Raw genomic sequence first — 15,937 nt, forward strand, 5'->3', positions numbered from 1 at the left:
GCGCTGTAGTTTGCCCGCGTACCGATTTTTGAGAAATAGACCGACTCGACGTCGCCTAATTCGCCGAGGAGCACTTGATGCACGAAGATACCGATAACCTCGAAACGCAGGAATGGCTGGATGCGCTGCAGGCGGTTATCCGCTACAGCGGCAAAGAACGCGCAGCCTTCCTTCTGAAGCAGTTGTCCGATCGCGCTACTGATGTAGGCGTACAGCTGCCCGCGGCTATCACCACACCCTACCGCAATACCATTCCGCCCAATGCGGAAAAACGCATGCCCGGCGATCTGTTTATGGAGCGCCGTATACGCTCTCTGATCCGCTGGAATGCCCTGGCGATGGTAGTGCGCGCTAACCAGAACAACGACCATCTCGGCGGCCATATCTCCAGCTTCTCTTCTGCGGCTACTCTCTACGATGTGGGCTTTAACTATTTCTTTCGCGGTAATGAGGGCGAAGAGCGCGGTGACCTGATTTTCTTCCAGGGCCACAGTGCGCCGGGCATTTATGCACGTTCCTACCTCGAGGGGCGCTTCGATGAAGAGCAGCTGGACAACTTCCGTCGCGAAGTAAATGGCAATGGCCTCTCCTCTTACCCGCACCCTTGGCTGATGCCGGAGTACTGGCAGTTCCCCACGGTTTCCATGGGATTGGGGCCGATCCAGGCGATTTACCAGGCACACATTATGCGCTACCTGTCTGCCCGCGGCCTGTCCCCGCGCGGCGATCGCAAGGTGTGGGCTTTCCTCGGTGACGGCGAGTGTGACGAGCCGGAAACCCTGGGCGCAATTTCCCTGGCGGGTCGAGAGCAACTGGAAAACCTGGTGTTTGTGGTCAACTGTAACCTGCAGCGCCTGGACGGCCCAGTTCGTGGCAACGGCAAGATCGTGCAGGAGCTGGAAGGCGTATTCCGCGGTGCCGGCTGGAACGTTGTCAAAGTACTCTGGGGCCGCCTGTGGGATCCGCTGCTGGAGAAAGATGATAAAGGCCTGTTGCAGAAAGTCATGGACGAAGTGGTCGATGGCGAGATGCAGAACTTCAAGGCCAACGGTGGTGCCTATACCCGTGAACACTTCTTCGGCAAATACCCGGAGCTGTTGGAGCTGGTTAAGGATATGTCCGATGATGAGATTATGAAGCTCAATCGCGGCGGCCACGATCCTTACAAAGTTTACGCAGCCTACGCGGCGGCTATGGCCCACAAAGGGCAGCCCACTGTAATCCTGGCGCAAACGGTTAAAGGCTACGGCCTGGGCTCCGCCGGTGAAGCGGCGATGGATACTCACTCCGTGAAGAAGCTGGACCTGGATTCCCTCAAGCGTTTCCGCGACCGTTTTGCCATTCCGCTCACCGACAAAGAGTTGGAAGAAGTGCCTTACTACCGTCCATCTCCGGACAGCCCGGAAATGAAATATATGGCGGAGCGTCGCAAGGCCCTGGGTGGTCCGGTTCCCCGTCGCCCGGTTGAGTGCCCGAAATTGGAAATTCCCGGTCTCGACGCATTTAGCGCACTGACTAAAGGCTCCGGTGAGCGTGAAATCTCCACCACCATGGCATTCGTTCGCGCCATTGCCGCACTAGTAAAAGACAAGAATATCGGCAAGAACATCGCGCCGATCGTTCCCGATGAAGCCCGTACCTTTGGTATGGAAGGCCTGTTCCGCCAGCTGGGTATCTATTCCTCCCAGGGGCAGCGCTACACCCCGGTGGATCACGGCCAGATCATGTATTACAAGGAAGACAAGAAAGGCCAGGTGCTGGAAGAGGGCATCAACGAAGCTGGCGCTATGTCCGCCTGGATGGCGTTGGCCACTGCCTACAGCAACCACGGCGTGCCGATGGTGCCTTTCTATATTTACTATTCAATGTTTGGCTTCCAGCGCGTGGGCGACCTGGCCTGGGCCGCTGGAGATATGCAGGCACGCGGTTTTCTGATCGGCGCCACTGCCGGCCGCACCACCCTGAACGGTGAGGGTCTGCAGCACCAGGACGGTCACAGCCACGTGCTGTCCTCCACTATCCCCAACTGCCGCAGCTATGACCCAGCCTACGGTTACGAGCTGGCAGTGGTTATGCAGCGCGGCTTGAAAGAGATGTACGAGGAGCAGAAGAACCTCTTCTACTACATCACCATCGAGAACGAAAACTACCTGCAGCCGGAAATGCCCCAGGGTGTGGAAGAAGGCATTATTCGCGGTATCTACAAGCTGCAGTCCAACGTCAAGAAAGGCGCCAAGGGCAAAGCGGCGAAAAAGCATGTGCAGCTGATTGGTGGCGGTACTATTTTGCGCGAAGTACTGGCAGCGGCGGATATCCTCGCCGACCAGTTCGGTGTGACTTCTGACGTGTGGAGCCTCACCTCCGCCGTTGAAGCTGCCCGTGAAGGTCAGGATGCGGCGCGCTGGAATATGCTGCACCCGGAAGCTGAGCCGCGCAAAGCCTGGATCACTGAGCAGTTCGAAGGCAACACGTCTCCCGTTATCGCCTCTACCGACTACATCCGTTCCTATGTGGAGCCACTGCGCGAATTTATCGACGGTGAACTGACCACCCTGGGTACCGATGGTTTCGGCCGCAGTGACAGCCGCGAGCAGCTGCGCCGCTTCTTCGAAGTGGATCGCAACTACGTGGTAATCGCCGCACTGAACGGCTTGGCCAAGCAGGGCGTTATTGATGCGAAAGAGGTTGCGGAAGCGATCGTGAAGCTCAATATCGACGCCGAAAAAGTTAACCCACGCATCAGCTAAGAGAAGGCAGAACTCCTATGGCAAAACAAGTCATTAAAGTGCCTGATCTCGGTGGTGCCGATCAGGTGGATGTGATTGAAATTACTGTTGCTGTCGGCGATACCGTCGCGCAAGAGGATTCACTGATTGTGGTGGAGGGGGATAAAGCCTCCATGGATGTCCCAGCCCCAGTGGCTGGCAAAATCCTCAGCATCAGCGTGAAAGAGGGCGATAAGGTCTCTGAAGGCGATGTGATTGGGGAGATCGAAACCGATGTAGCGGAAGCGCCGGCAGAGGAGCCCGCTGCGGCACCTGCCAAGGAAGAAACTGCACCGGCGGCCGAGCCCGCAGCTGAAGCCCCTGCGGCAGCAGTGAGCGGTGAGCCGAAAGAGGAAACGATCCAGGTCCCGGACCTGGGTGGTGCCGATGCAGTTGATGTGATCGAGATCAGTGTACAGCCCGGCGATGCGGTCGAAGAGGGCGACTCCCTGATTGTGGTGGAAGGCGATAAAGCCTCTATGGATGTGCCTTCCCCCAGCGCCGGTACTGTGGTCTCTATCGCCGTTAAGGAAGGTGATAAGGTTTCCACTGGCGATACCCTTGGTGTGTTGAAAGTAGTTGCCACAGGCGCCGCCGAGCCCGCGGCTACAGCTGCAGCCCCTGCAGCGACAGCGCCTGCCGGGAGCGCGCCACAGCAGGCATCTGCGTCTGTTGAGCCCCCGGCAGTGCCGCAAAAAGATCATCAGCTGGAACGAGATTTTACCGCCGCAGCCCAGGTTTACGCCGGTCCTGCCGTGCGCAAACTGGCGCGGGAGTTGGGCGTTACCCTGAACAAGGTGAAGCCCACGGGTCCCCGCAACCGAGTCTCCAAGGATGATCTGCACAACTATATCCGCGAACAGGTGAAGAAGGCTGAGAGCGGTGCCGTTGGCGTAGGCGGTGGAATCGGTATTGCCAAGATGCCGGATATCGACTTCAGCCAGTTTGGCCCGGTGAACGTGGAGCCGATGAGCAAGATCCACAAGATCACCGCTGCCAACATGTCGCGTAACTGGCTTAATGTGCCCCACGTCACCCAGTTTGATGATGCGGATATCACTGAGCTGGAAACCTTCCGCAAGTCCATGAAGGCCGAGGCGGAGAAGCGCGGAGTGAAGCTCACCCCAGTGCCTTTCCTGCTGAAAGCGGTAGCCGCAGCCCTGCGCGCAGAGCCCAGCTTTAATGTATCCCTGCACAATGATGGCGAGCACATTGTGCGCAAGGACTATGTACATGTGGGGATGGCAGTGGATACGCCAAAAGGCTTAATGGTGCCGGTTATCCGCGATGTGGATAAAAAAGGCTTGTACGAGCTGGCGGCCGAGGCCACTGAGATGGCCCTGAAAGCCCGTGATGGCAAGCTGAAACCCAACGAGATGCAGGGTGCTTGCTTCACTATCTCCAGCCTGGGGGCTATCGGCGGCACCGGATTTACCCCGATCGTCAATTCTCCGGAAGTGGGTATCCTCGGAGTATCCAAGCTGGCGATGAAGCCGGTGTGGAACGGTAAGGACTTTGAGCCCCGACAGATGTTGCCCTTGGCGCTCTCCTACGATCACCGCGCGGTAAATGGCGGAGATGCCGGACGCTTTATGACTTATTTGGTCAGCGTGCTGGCAGACGTGCGTCGACTGTTGCTGTAAAGGTTCCAGAGTCATTACCCTAAAAAAGCGGCCTTTGGCCGCTTTTTTTATTTTTCGAGCTGCCTTATGTAGCTATTGCTTTTCGGTATGCTCGCCTATGCAGTGGGGTGGAAGGAAAATGACGTTTAAATTCACTTAAAGATGAATTATGCGAATAAATGACTTGGCGCCAACTGGCTGGAAATTCCCTGGCAACTAGACTCAGAGAAAGACAACTATCAACGCAACACTGAAAATGTGGAGTGTCGGATCATGAGACCTTCAGGGAAATTCGCCTTTCCTGTCGTATCGGCACTGGTGATGCAGGGTTGCTTGTTTTTGCCGGCTGAGGAAGTGGAGGGTGAAGATCCATTCTTCTTTGAGACTGGCACAGCCAGGCAAGGCGAGAGTTTTGTTGATGCCGGCGCCCATCACTCCCGACTTCGGCCACCTATAACGGTCGGTTTTCAGTGTGAGGAGAGTTGCGAGGATAGAGTGTACGATTCCTCTAGTTGGTTTTTCCCGATACTGAGGGTGTATTAGCCTCTGTGGGAATCCGCATGGAGATCGCTACAGCATAACCCGGTCTTTTACCGAAGTACGCGAAGTCAATTTCGCGTGGTACCGATACGGAGAAGTGCCCATGCAAAAATCCCCGATAGTAATTTCATTGTTTACAACGAGCTTGTTATTGGCAGCTTGTGGAACACCAGATACACGCAATCAAGTGGTTTACCCTTACAGTCCACCTACACCGCGCCATCTGGATTACCGTGCTTATCCTGCCCCTTCGTCACACGTGCCCGCAGCGCCCCCATCACGTAAATCCAGTTATTCCAGTTGTCCCGGAGATTCTGAAGAGCTAGCGCCCGGTTCTATTTGTCCACCCAGTGCTCGTTGTATAGATATTTCTGGCGGAAGGCGATGTATCTCTTATGAAGAGTAAAATTATACTGCCTTTGATATTTGCGCAGTTGCTCGGCGGCTGCGCCGATGGCTTTTGGCAGGATTTGTGTGGCGACCCGGTTTATTACACTTATAAGCGCAGCCCAGTACCACCCGATGAAATTACGGCTTTCCCGCGTTTTTGTCTTGTGGGCGACCCCTACATGGGGGAACTTGAAAACTGCATTGCCGCCGGTGTGCACTGTTACCAACTAGATACTGGCGAGTGGTGTGCGGGACCTTATTCGCCCTTTGTATTGAGCTACAGTTTTTACTAGCACCGGATGCGTGCAGCTTTATTTGATTCAGGTTTGGGTGGTTTAAGAATACTTAAATATTAAGTTTACTCAGGCTATAGTAATTAGATTTTAAGCAAGGACTTTAAACTGTCTTTGATGGTCGTGCCGATATAGTGCTTTAATCCATTGAATGTATTCTTGATGTTAACCTCATGGTAATAATCATATCCTAGTTCTTTTAATAGTACGTGAATATTCTTTGTAACACCTATGGCGAACCAGCTGCAGGGAAAGGAAATAATGCAGGGCATCTCTTTATTTTTAAGCTGGATTTGCCCCTGGTCAATGCAATTTACCTGATTGAGAAGGTTAAAGCTTCCGTCTGAGAGGTCAAAGTTATAAAAGAGCCTAGATTTGCCGTCTATTCCAATGTGTTCAGGCGAATGGTGTGTGTAGTATTCCCTTATCATTTTTTGGTCATCGCTATAGTCGGGATACATCTCCTTAATGACTGAAAATAGATGACTTAATGTTTTTACTTTTCCTATAAATATACCCGTTGAAAATATGGTGTTTCCTGCAAAGTACTTTCGCTCGAAGAAACCCTGTGTTCCACTATGTTGGTGATCATTTGAGAATACTATATCTCGGTCAAAAGAATAAAATTTACTCTCGAGTTGATGAATGGCCGGTAAGATTATTGAATCGAAACCATCAAAATAACAGAGGATATCTTCTTCCGGTAGAGTCTTGCAGAAAGGGAGAAGCAGATCGATTTTTGTGGAAAAATTTTCCCATGGTTGTTCTTGCCCGAGTATGGTGAGTGAAACCCCATTGCGTTTGGCGGATTCCTGTAGAACAGGGAACATTCTTTCAGAGTGAGTGGCAATAGTGACGAGGTGTAACATTTCAGGAACGAGACTATCTGGGTTCCATGGCCTTAATCGTTGACTGGTGAATTCCAGCTGCTGAAGCAAGTCTAGTCCAAGGTTTGTGAACCGTTTGGAGGGGCTGGTTTCCTCGCGTAGTGTGACTCCATGCCTTGCCTATGAGGGCAAGAATTACTTTTGAGCAAATGGGGAAAGGGTTCCAGGCCGGTGCCCGCTATTGAAAAGACGAGCGTAAAAAGAAAAAGCCCCAGGCACAAATATGTGCCTGGGGGTAAGGGGCTTTAGCCGTTAGCAGGTTGTTCTAACGGCAAGGGGGTATCCTGGACTTGATGTGCGCTTACATTCTTTGACGTGGATATTTTACCGCCGGCAATTTTGCGTAGGGCAACATAAAACACGGGTGTCAGGAACAGGCCAAACAGTGTGACACCGATCATGCCGGTAAATACGGTAATGCCCATGGCATTGCGCACCTCAGCGCCAGCGCCGCCGGCCAATACCAGTGGAACCACACCGGCAATAAAGGCGACTGAAGTCATAATGATCGGACGAAGACGTAGGCGGCAGGCTTCCAAGGCAGCTTCTACCGGGCCCTTACCGTCCATTTCCAGTTCGCGGGCAAACTCCACAATCAGAATGGCGTTTTTACAGGCAAGTCCCATTAAAACAACCAGCCCGACTTGAACGAAAACATTGTTGTCGCCGCCAGTAGCCCAGACACCAAATAGTGCAGCCAGCAGGCACATGGGCACGATCAGGATCACCGCCAGCGGCATAACCCAGCTCTCATAGAGTGCGGCCAGTACCAGGAATACCAGCAGTACTGCGAGTGGGAAAACCACCATAGCGGCATTGCCCTGGTTGACCTGCTGGAAGCTGAGGTCGGTCCACTGGATTTGCATGCCCGGTGGCAGGGCTTGGCTGGCAACCTGCTCAACCGCTGCCAGTGCCTCGGAAGAGGACAACATGCTGGGATCGGACTGCCCCATCAGGTCGGCTGCCGGATAGCCGTTGTAGCGGATCACCGGGTCTGGTCCGTAACTCTGGCGCAGGGTCACCATGGTGCTGATGGGCACCATCTCCCCATTCATATTGCGAGTGTAGAGATTATCGAGATCCTGCACTTCATCGCGGAAAGGCGCATCTGCCTGGGCAACCACCTGGTAGGTGCGACCGAACAAGTTGAAGTCGTTGATATACATGGAGCCGAAATACAGTTGTAGGGTGCCGAATAGATCGTCCATACGCACGCCCTGGGCTTTGGCCTGTAGGCGGTCTACCTCGGCGTCCATCTGCGGCACATTGGCCTGGTAGGAGCTGAAGGGGTAGCTGAGGCCGCTGGCTTGGCTCAGGGCCCCAGCCAGCATATTGGTAGCATTTTGCAGCTCACCGTAGCCGGCACCGCGACGGTCCTGAACATAGAGGGAGTAGCCAGAGCCGGCGCCCAGACCGAAGATGGGCGGCGGCATAAAGGTCATGGCAAAGCCTTCCTTGATCTGTGAGATTTTGCCATTTAGCTCCGCAGCGATTTCCTGGGCACTGCGCTCACGTTCATCGAAATCGTCGAACAGGATAAATACCGTGCCCACGTTGGGGGTGTTGGTACTTTGCAGGGCGTTAAAGCCGACAAAAGCGGCCGCGTTGGCAACCCCCTCAGTTTCCAAAGCCAATTCACTCACGCGGCGAGCAACTTCCTCGGTGCGGTCCAGGGAGGCACCTTCCGGCAGGCGAATACTACCCACCAGGTAAGTCTTATCCTGAACCGGAATAAAGCCGCCGGGCACCTGTTGGAACAGGGCGAAGGTACCGCCGAGCAATATCAGGTAGACCCCAAATACGATACCGCGACGCTTGAGGCTATGGCCCACCACCCGCTGATAGCGCTCGGAGTTGCGCTGGAAGAAGCGGTTGAACGGGCGGAATAACCAGCCGAACAGGCGCTCGATAATGCGCGCGGGTATATCCGGCTTGGCACCGTGGGGCTTCAGCAGGGTTGCCGCCAGAGCCGGGGACAGAGTCAGGGAGTTGATCGCGGAGATAATGGTGGCGATGGCAATGGTGGTGGCGAACTGGCGGTAGAACTGACCGGTGATGCCGTCCAGGAAGGCCATGGGCACAAATACCGCACAGAGCACCAAACTGATGGCGACAATCGGACCGCTCACCTCGCGCATGGCTTGGTGGGCAGCGGCTAAAGGTGTCAGTCCCTCCTCGATATTGCGCTCGACGTTTTCCACCACCACGATGGCGTCATCCACCACAATACCGATGGCCAGTACCATGGCGAACAGGGTCAGGGTGTTGATCGAGAAGCCCAGCATCAACAGCACCGCAAAGGTGCCGACAATAGATACCGGCACGGCCAAGAGTGGAATCAGGGAGGCGCGCCAGGTCTGCAGGAACAGGATAACCACCAGCACTACCAGCAGCACCGCCTCCAGAAGGGTCTTGATCACAGAGCTGATGGAAGTGCTGACGAATACGGTTGGGTCGTAGGCAACTTTCCACTCCAGGCCTTCGGGGAACTGTTCTCCCAGTTCTGCCATCTTCTCGCGCACTGCAGCGGAGACTTCCAGGGAATTGGAGCCTGGAGACTGGAAAATCGGAATGGCAACCGCCTGGCGGCCGTTTAATAAGGCGCGTAGAGAGTCTTGAGATGAAGCCAGTTCAACCCGCGCCACGTCACGCAATCGGGTAATTTCACCATCGCTGCCGGTCTTCAGTACCACATTGCCAAACTCTTCCTCGCTTTGCAGGCGGCCCTTGGCGTTGATAGAGATCAGGAAATCAGAACCATTGGGCATCGGCGAGGCGCCGATCTGTCCGGCGGACACCTGTACATTTTGTTCACGCACTGAGCTGACGATATCCGCTGCAGTCACGCCCAGGGCCGCCGCTTTCTGCGGGTCCACCCACAGGCGCATGGCGTAGTCCCCGGAGCCAAAGACGGCGGCGAGGCCCACACCGGGAATACGCGATAGCTCATCACGGATATGCAATACCGCATAGTTGCGAATATAGGTGGCATCGAGGCTGTCGTCTGGAGAGATCAGATGCACCGCCATCATCAGGTTGGGCGACTGCTTCTGCGTGGTTACCCCCTGGCGGCGCACATCTTCCGGTAGACGGGGTAGTGCCTGGGATACCCGGTTTTGTACCTGAACCTGGGCCTGGTCTGGGTCGGTGCCCAGTTTAAAAGTGACATTCAAAGTGAGGGTGCCGTCACTGCCTGCTACCGACTTCATGTAGATCATGTTTTCCACACCATTGATGGCTTCCTCCAATGGTGTGGCAACAGTTTCGGAAATCGTTTTGGGGTTGGCTCCAGGATAGCGAGCGCTAACTTGCACGCTGGGGGGTACAACTTCCGGATATTCACTAACCGGTAGCGATGGGATACTGATCAGACCCACCACAAAAATAATGATCGACAGCACCGATGCAAAAATAGGTCGGTCGACAAAGAAACGGGAAAAATTCATACACTGCTACCCCGTGAGCGGCAATATAAACGCTCGAATTCCATTGATATAACTCTTCCAGATTGGATGCTGGCCATAGTAGGGCTGCCTTCCACCCGTTGTCTTAGTGGCCCGCTGCCTGGGCGCCACCACCCCGCACTTGCTGGGCAACCATTTCAGGCACCACGGGCATACCGGGAAAGAAAATTTTCTGCAGGCCGTTGACCACAATTTGTTCGCCAACTTGCAGGCCACTGCGAATTACCGTGCGCTCACCCTGGCGTGGCCCTACTTGAATTGGGCGACGTTCTGTCAGGTTCTCTTGAGTGACCACATAGACGTAGCGGCGGTCTTGATCGGTAAGTACGGCCTTGCTATCGATTAGTACTGCTTGATCCATTTCTTCAATGGGCATCTCCACACGGGCGAACTGTCCGGGCTTAAAAGTACCTTCGGTATTGGAAACCACTGCCCGGAACTGGATGGTGCCTGTGTGGCTATTGAGGCGATTATCGATAAAGTCCAGCTTGCCCTTATGGGGGTAGCCGTTTTCACCGGAGAGGCCGATATGTACTGGAGGCGCAGAATCGGCCTTGAGCAGGCGGCGGCTCTCGGCGAAAGTCTGTTCATCGCTTTCGAAGTAGACGTACATGGGGTCTACAGAGACCAGAGTGGTCAGCAAGGTGGTATCGGCATTAGCGAGATTACCTTTAGTGACTAGGGCGCGACTTACCTGACCACTAATTGGAGCCTTGACCTGAGTGTACTGGAGGTCGAGTCGGGCGTTTTCCACTGCTGCTTCTGCGGCGCTTAGGGCTGCGCGTTCCGCGTCCCTTGAGGCGATGCGACGGTCGTATTCCTCGCGGGAGATCGCTTTGCTGTCCAGTAGCTGCTGGGCGCGGCCGGCCTGTTTTTCACTGAAGGACAGCTGGCTGCGCACTCGCTGTAAATCGGCCTCAGCAGCACGAAGACGGGCTTTATAGGGGCGTTGGTCGATGGTGAACAGGACATCGCCACGTTTTACTAGGGCACCTTCGGCAAAGGAAACCTGGTCGATATAGCCACTCACGCGGGGACGTAATTCCACGGTTTCGGGCGCTACAACTCGCCCGGTAAAACTGCGCCACAGGGTGGTAGGCTCAGAGCCGACTCTTGCAACTTCAACCGCAGGTGGCGGCGGCTGTTGTCCCGCAGGCTCGCCGGTGCCACAACCGGACAGAACCAGTGCGGACAGACCGAGTAAAGTGACTGTTAATTTCTTGACCATAACGCGTGTACTCCCTTTGCTACGGAAGAGGGAGGTGCTGAATGGCTCCTCTCCTACTAGGGCTGCAACTTTAATGATGAGCAAGATGATGAGGGTATCCGGTAACTATGGATTGATTGCCTATTCCTGCTTAAGGGGGAAAGTGATGTAGAAATGAGTGCCGCATGGGGGGAGTAATTGGAACTGGATATATAACTAGTTGTTTGTCAAATTGAGTGAGATTTTACCGTGATTTGAGAGATATGATTCGTCTGCGGTTATCTATTACTGCACGGTAATTGCCCATTCCTGCAAAAGAGTCGGGAGATTGCCTAAAACTCCGTATACTGTGAGCCACCTAGATTGATGTAGCCCGCTGGGATGCGGTCGAAAGGGGAACGTATGAGAACCGATGGCAGTGTGAATCAACAGTCTCCAACTTCTTTGCTGGAACCTACTCGCAAGAAGTTGGCCGGGACACTCCAGCGACTGGCACCCGAGCAGGGGCTAATAGAAACCTACTTGGATGGTTTGGCCCTAATCCGTTGTAACGAGCCGGTAGCTTGTGCCTCCTCTGTATATGCGCCATCTCTCAATTTTATTATTCAGGGAAGTAAAACTCTGGAGTTGGGAGACAGGGAAATTTCCTATATGCCTCTCAGCTATGTGGCGACTTCAGTACACCTTCCCATTCTTGGGCGAGTAGAGCGTGCTTCGGAGGACACCCCTTTCCTCGGTGTGAAGTTAACGATAGATCCCAAAGAAGTAGCTGACCTGGTATTGGAGCTGGGAGATAAGGCCCCGGGAGTGGAGGCGGGGTATGACTGCCCTGAAGTGAGTTGTGGCCTTTGTGTGACGCAGATGGATCAGGGAATGCTGGATGCATTGAGCCGGCTGGTACACCTGTTGGAAACTCCTGTGGATGCTCAGATATTGGCCCCCCTGGCGCGACGGGAGATTATCTATCGCGCCTTAATGGGTGAAATCGGTGCCCGTATGCGCAAGTTTGCTATGGCAGACAGTCAGGCAAATCGGGTATCCAGAGTCATTGAAGTATTGAAGGACCGCTACTCGGAGCCGCTACGCATTAGTGACTTGGCAGAGCAGGCGAATATGAGCGAGTCATCGCTGTATCACAGCTTCAAGCAAATCACCCGCATGTCGCCCCTGCAGTTTCAAAAGAAATTGCGCTTACATGAAGCCCGCCGCTTGATGCTCACTGAGGGCCTGGAGGCAGCTTCCGCCAGCTATAGGGTGGGCTATGAAAGTCCTTCACATTTTAGCCGTGAGTACAGCCGCATGTTTGGCCTCCCCCCACGTGCGGATGTGAGTAAGCTGCGTGGTGAGCAAAGGGTGCCAGCCTAGTCCGAGGTGGCATCACCCTGTTTGAGGACAAACAGGCTGCACCACCCCTCAGGACTGATTTCTCCTTCGACCACGATGCAGGCATTAGGCGGCTGGAAAAGCTGGCAGTCAACGCACTTCTTGCCATTATTTGGTGTGTCCTGATAATTCACGGCTTCTTTTTTTGCCTTGATCTGTGCGTTAGTGCGATCTGTGACAATAACTGCCGCCGGTAATATCGCTAGTGAGCAGCTGGAGATTTTGAGGAATTTTCTACGGGAGATAGTCTGTTTCCGGTCCATGCTAGAAAAGTGTCCAAATTAATTGGTTAGGGCTTCAAAAATTCAGAGTAGCTGGACGAGAGGTTTTTGCTGGGATTAACACTTTTTACAGAAAAAAAGAGAAGTAAGAATCAATCTTATTGTCATTTAAGGGTTCAATACACCTGTCTGTTCCCTGGTCAGCTGAAATCAGGCTTCGCACTAAATTAGCCGCTGGAGGAGCACTATTTAATCTGCCGTGATTTTTTTGGATAGGGTTGCTTTAGGTAGTTGTATAAAAGAAATTTTTGTTAAAGTTTTTTGCTCCCATAAATAGGGGGCCGCCTTGTTTAGCCAAGGCTGCTATAGGTCTGAATGACACTTAATTTATTGTATAACTTGCTATTTGAGCAGATAACCATTTGATGGTTTGCTTTTTGGGCAAGTTCCTCGCTAGTGAGATTCTTTAGCCCAGGGCAGCCATAAGGTAATTTGTAATCCTCCCTCAGGACGGTTTAGCAGTTGAATGTGTCCTCCGTGGGCATCGACAATTTCTCTGCACAGCGCTAAGCCAAGGCCCACACCCTGTTCTTTGGTAGAAAAAAATGGAAGTAGTGCCTGTTGTAGAACTTTTTCACTCATGCCGCAGCCGCGATCCGCAATTACGAGTTTTTGTCCTAGGCCATCAGTGCTGATGGTAATTTTAATATCTTCATTACTGGAACCGGCCTCGTGGGAGTTTTTGATCAGGTTCAGTAGGGCTTGCTCGATTTGTACTGGGTCAAAATACCCCTGGCGCTCTGGTAAATCCCCCGACAAGGTGAATTCCTGCAAGGGGGCAATACGTTCGATAAGTGTCTGCCAATCCACAGTTTCGCAACTGGGGGCAGGCAGCTTCGCGAAACTGGCATAGCCCTGGGTAAATTCCGTCAGGTGTTTGCAGCGGTCGGCGATGATATCAAAAACTTTTTCCAGCGCCGCAGCTTTATCTGGCTTGGCGATAAGCATTTTGCCTGAGTGCGCCAGTGAGGATATGGGGGCCAAAGAATTATTGAGCTCATGGCTGATTAGGCGAATGACTTTTTTCCAAACTTCTACTTCAGCGCGGGTTAACTCTCTTGTCATCTCACGCAAAACAATCAAGCGGTGCTTTTGCGCATTGAGTACAAATGTACTATTACCGATGTGCATGGAGTGAGTTCCATTTGTATCGGTGTAGTTAAAAAGCCCGTTTTCCCAATTATTAATAGCATTTGCGATCTCCCCTGGGCTATTGGGGAGTAGTTTCTGTAAAAGCAGGCCCTGGATGGGCCTGCCGGCATTAAGTAGTTTTTTGGCACTGCTGTTGGAATAAATGATGTGATCGCTTTGATCGACAAGTAACAGCGCTTGCGGTGAGCTTTGGATCACAGTATCGAGGAGCAATTCGCGCTGATAAATATGAGCGCGCTCACGTCGCAGGTGCTCACCGATTTCGTTGTATAAATTTGTAATCTGGCGGAGCTCTATATCCCTGGGAGGGACCAGAGAGATCGAAAAATCACCATCGCGAAAATTAAGTAGCCCCCCCTGTAAGGATTTAAGGGTGGTCGTCAGGGGAGTGAGAACCTGACGCATCAGCCCCAGGATAATAATAATCCCGAGGAACAGCCCCGTAGCCCACGATAAGCGTGGATCCAGGCCTATATAAATACAAAGCCACGGGATAGCTGTACCTATAATCAATGCCAGAGTGGCTGTGGCAACGATGCGCCCCTCCAGGGAAAAATGTTTGGACATCAATAGGAAATACCATGTTTTTCCAAGCGACGATACAGCGCTTGACGGCTCATACCCAGCTCTCTTGCAGCCTGGGCAATAATACCATTGCAGCTGGCTAGGGTTTGCTGTAGTAGCTCCCTACTAGGCTCAAAACTCACATCAACTTTTTCAGTTACAGGCTGTTCGGGCAAGGCCAGCACCGCCTCATCAATGGTGTCCTCCTGGCACAGGACTGATGCACGCTGCATCACATTCTGTAATTCGCGTACATTGCCTGGCCACTGGTAGCGGGTCATTGCGGTCAGTGCCTGTGGGGAAAGTTTTTTGGGGTTACTGTTTTCACCTAAAAAGCTTATTGCCAGAGGTGCTATATCCTCGGGGCGTTCACAAAGAGGAGGTAGACGCAGCTCGATCACATTCAGGCGGTAGTATAAGTCCTGGCGGAAGTTGCCCTCAGTGATGGACTTGGGCAGGTTACTGTTGGTAGCGCTAATTACCCGTACTTTAACCTTCCGCGTTTGACTGCTGCCAAGACGCTGGAATTCTCCGGTTTGCAGCACACGTAGCAGTTTTACCTGGCCACTGGCAGAGAGTTCGCCGATCTCGTCGAGAAACAGGGTGCCTCCATCGGCCGCCTCAAAACGACCTTCACGGGCCTTATTTCCTGCTCCGGTGTAGGCTCCGGGTTCCGCGCCAAAGAGCTCCGCTTCCATCAGCTCCTCCGGCAGTGCTCCGACATTCACTTTGATAAAGGGGCCATCACGGAGTAGTGAGTTAGCTTGAACAATATCGGCTATTTTTTCTTTACCCGCCCCGTTGGGGCCTGTGATCAGCACAGGTACATCGGACTTGGCTACCTGGGTGGCCATTTCCAAAAGCTTTTGCATATTATCGCTACGGTAAATAATATCTCGTAGGTCAAACTTTTCTCGCAGTTCGCTGCGGGCATTCATTGCCTGTTGTTGTGACGCACGCTGGCGTTTTTGTAGCTCGCCCAGCTCTAGTAAGTTGACAATCGTGGAGATCAGCTTGTTATCGTCCCAGGGTTTGCCCAGGTAATCGGCCGCTCCAGCGCGGACCAGCTCCACCGCCATTTCCAATTGCGTCCAGGCGGTCAAGAGGATAATGGGCAGATCCGGATTGATTTCGCGAATAGCAAAAAACAGTTCGCGCCCCTCTTCACCAGAGGTGGTGTCCGCAGTGAAGTTCATATCCTGGATCACCAGGCTGATATCCCGGTTCTCTCGTAATAATTGCAGACCTGCCTGGGGAGTAATGGCACAGAGGGGCTGCAAGTCATGTAATGACAACAGTATTTCCAGGGCCGAGACGATACCGCTGTTATCGTCAATAATGAGTATTTTATCCATAGGACCAAGAGCCAGCTTGTAAGCTGGCCATTAT

The 15,937-nt window shown here is 53.2% G+C and carries 12 protein-coding genes; 6 read left to right on the forward strand and 6 right to left on the reverse strand.

What is annotated here, in order from left to right; translation table 11 throughout:
- Positions 1 to 77 precede the first annotated feature (77 nt).
- The 5 genes from aceE (at position 78) to ACJJI7_RS10330 (ending at position 5,610) form a co-directional block, all read left to right on the forward strand.
- Positions 78 to 2,747 carry a pyruvate dehydrogenase (acetyl-transferring), homodimeric type gene (gene aceE / locus ACJJI7_RS10310; RefSeq protein WP_020411978.1) on the forward strand — a complete coding sequence of 890 codons (2,670 nt, stop codon included), beginning with the start codon at positions 78 to 80 and terminating at the stop codon, positions 2,745 to 2,747.
- A 17-nt stretch (positions 2,748 to 2,764) separates the two neighbouring features.
- Positions 2,765 to 4,408: a dihydrolipoyllysine-residue acetyltransferase gene (aceF, locus tag ACJJI7_RS10315; RefSeq protein ID WP_444902225.1), complete on the forward strand. Its 1,644-nt coding sequence runs from the start codon at positions 2,765 to 2,767 to the stop codon at positions 4,406 to 4,408.
- Positions 4,409 to 4,660: 252 nt separating this feature from the next.
- The gene (locus ACJJI7_RS10320) at positions 4,661 to 4,930 is read left to right on the forward strand and encodes a hypothetical protein (protein WP_282951618.1); all 270 of its coding nucleotides are present in this window, start codon (positions 4,661 to 4,663) and stop codon (positions 4,928 to 4,930) included.
- A gap of 100 nt (positions 4,931 to 5,030) precedes the next feature.
- Complete coding sequence (locus ACJJI7_RS10325) at positions 5,031 to 5,333, forward strand: hypothetical protein (RefSeq protein WP_157533342.1); 303 nt, start codon at positions 5,031 to 5,033, stop codon at positions 5,331 to 5,333.
- On the forward strand, positions 5,323 to 5,610 hold the full coding sequence (locus tag ACJJI7_RS10330; protein ID WP_353377007.1) for a hypothetical protein: 288 nt from the start codon (positions 5,323 to 5,325) through the stop codon (positions 5,608 to 5,610). The genes ACJJI7_RS10325 and ACJJI7_RS10330 overlap by 11 nt, the downstream gene beginning before the upstream one ends.
- A gap of 83 nt (positions 5,611 to 5,693) precedes the next feature.
- Here the strand turns inward: ACJJI7_RS10330 and ACJJI7_RS10335 are convergent, their stop codons facing one another.
- The 3 genes from ACJJI7_RS10335 to ACJJI7_RS10345 form a co-directional block, all read right to left on the reverse strand.
- A complete protein-coding gene (locus ACJJI7_RS10335) occupies positions 5,694 to 6,548 on the reverse strand; it encodes a glycosyltransferase domain-containing protein (RefSeq protein WP_353377008.1) in 855 nt (284 codons plus the stop codon).
- A gap of 194 nt (positions 6,549 to 6,742) precedes the next feature.
- Complete coding sequence (locus ACJJI7_RS10340) at positions 6,743 to 9,943, reverse strand: efflux RND transporter permease subunit (protein ID WP_444902224.1); 3,201 nt, start codon at positions 9,941 to 9,943, stop codon at positions 6,743 to 6,745.
- Between the two features lie 103 nt (positions 9,944 to 10,046).
- Positions 10,047 to 11,189, reverse strand: coding sequence for an efflux RND transporter periplasmic adaptor subunit (locus ACJJI7_RS10345; protein ID WP_444902223.1), 1,143 nt, complete (start codon positions 11,187 to 11,189; stop codon positions 10,047 to 10,049).
- 381 nt (positions 11,190 to 11,570) lie between these two features.
- Between ACJJI7_RS10345 and ACJJI7_RS10350 the strand changes: the two genes are divergently transcribed.
- Positions 11,571 to 12,533 carry an AraC family transcriptional regulator gene (locus ACJJI7_RS10350; protein ID WP_020411985.1) on the forward strand — a complete coding sequence of 321 codons (963 nt, stop codon included), beginning with the start codon at positions 11,571 to 11,573 and terminating at the stop codon, positions 12,531 to 12,533.
- On the opposite strand, the gene ACJJI7_RS10355 is transcribed toward ACJJI7_RS10350, so the two are convergent.
- From ACJJI7_RS10355 to ACJJI7_RS10365, 3 genes are all read right to left on the reverse strand, one after another.
- Entirely contained in the window at positions 12,530 to 12,814 is a 285-nt protein-coding gene (locus ACJJI7_RS10355) for a high-potential iron-sulfur protein (RefSeq protein ID WP_020411986.1), read from the reverse strand. The two genes, ACJJI7_RS10350 and ACJJI7_RS10355, sit on opposite strands and share 4 nt — an antisense overlap.
- A gap of 411 nt (positions 12,815 to 13,225) precedes the next feature.
- Positions 13,226 to 14,551, reverse strand: a complete 1,326-nt coding sequence (locus ACJJI7_RS10360) for a sensor histidine kinase (protein ID WP_020411987.1) — start codon at positions 14,549 to 14,551, stop codon at positions 13,226 to 13,228.
- Complete coding sequence (locus ACJJI7_RS10365) at positions 14,551 to 15,903, reverse strand: sigma-54-dependent transcriptional regulator (protein ID WP_020411988.1); 1,353 nt, start codon at positions 15,901 to 15,903, stop codon at positions 14,551 to 14,553. Before ACJJI7_RS10365 ends, ACJJI7_RS10360 begins: the two co-directional genes overlap by 1 nt.
- Positions 15,904 to 15,937 lie beyond the last annotated feature (34 nt).

Source organism: Microbulbifer variabilis (genome assembly GCF_056232115.1).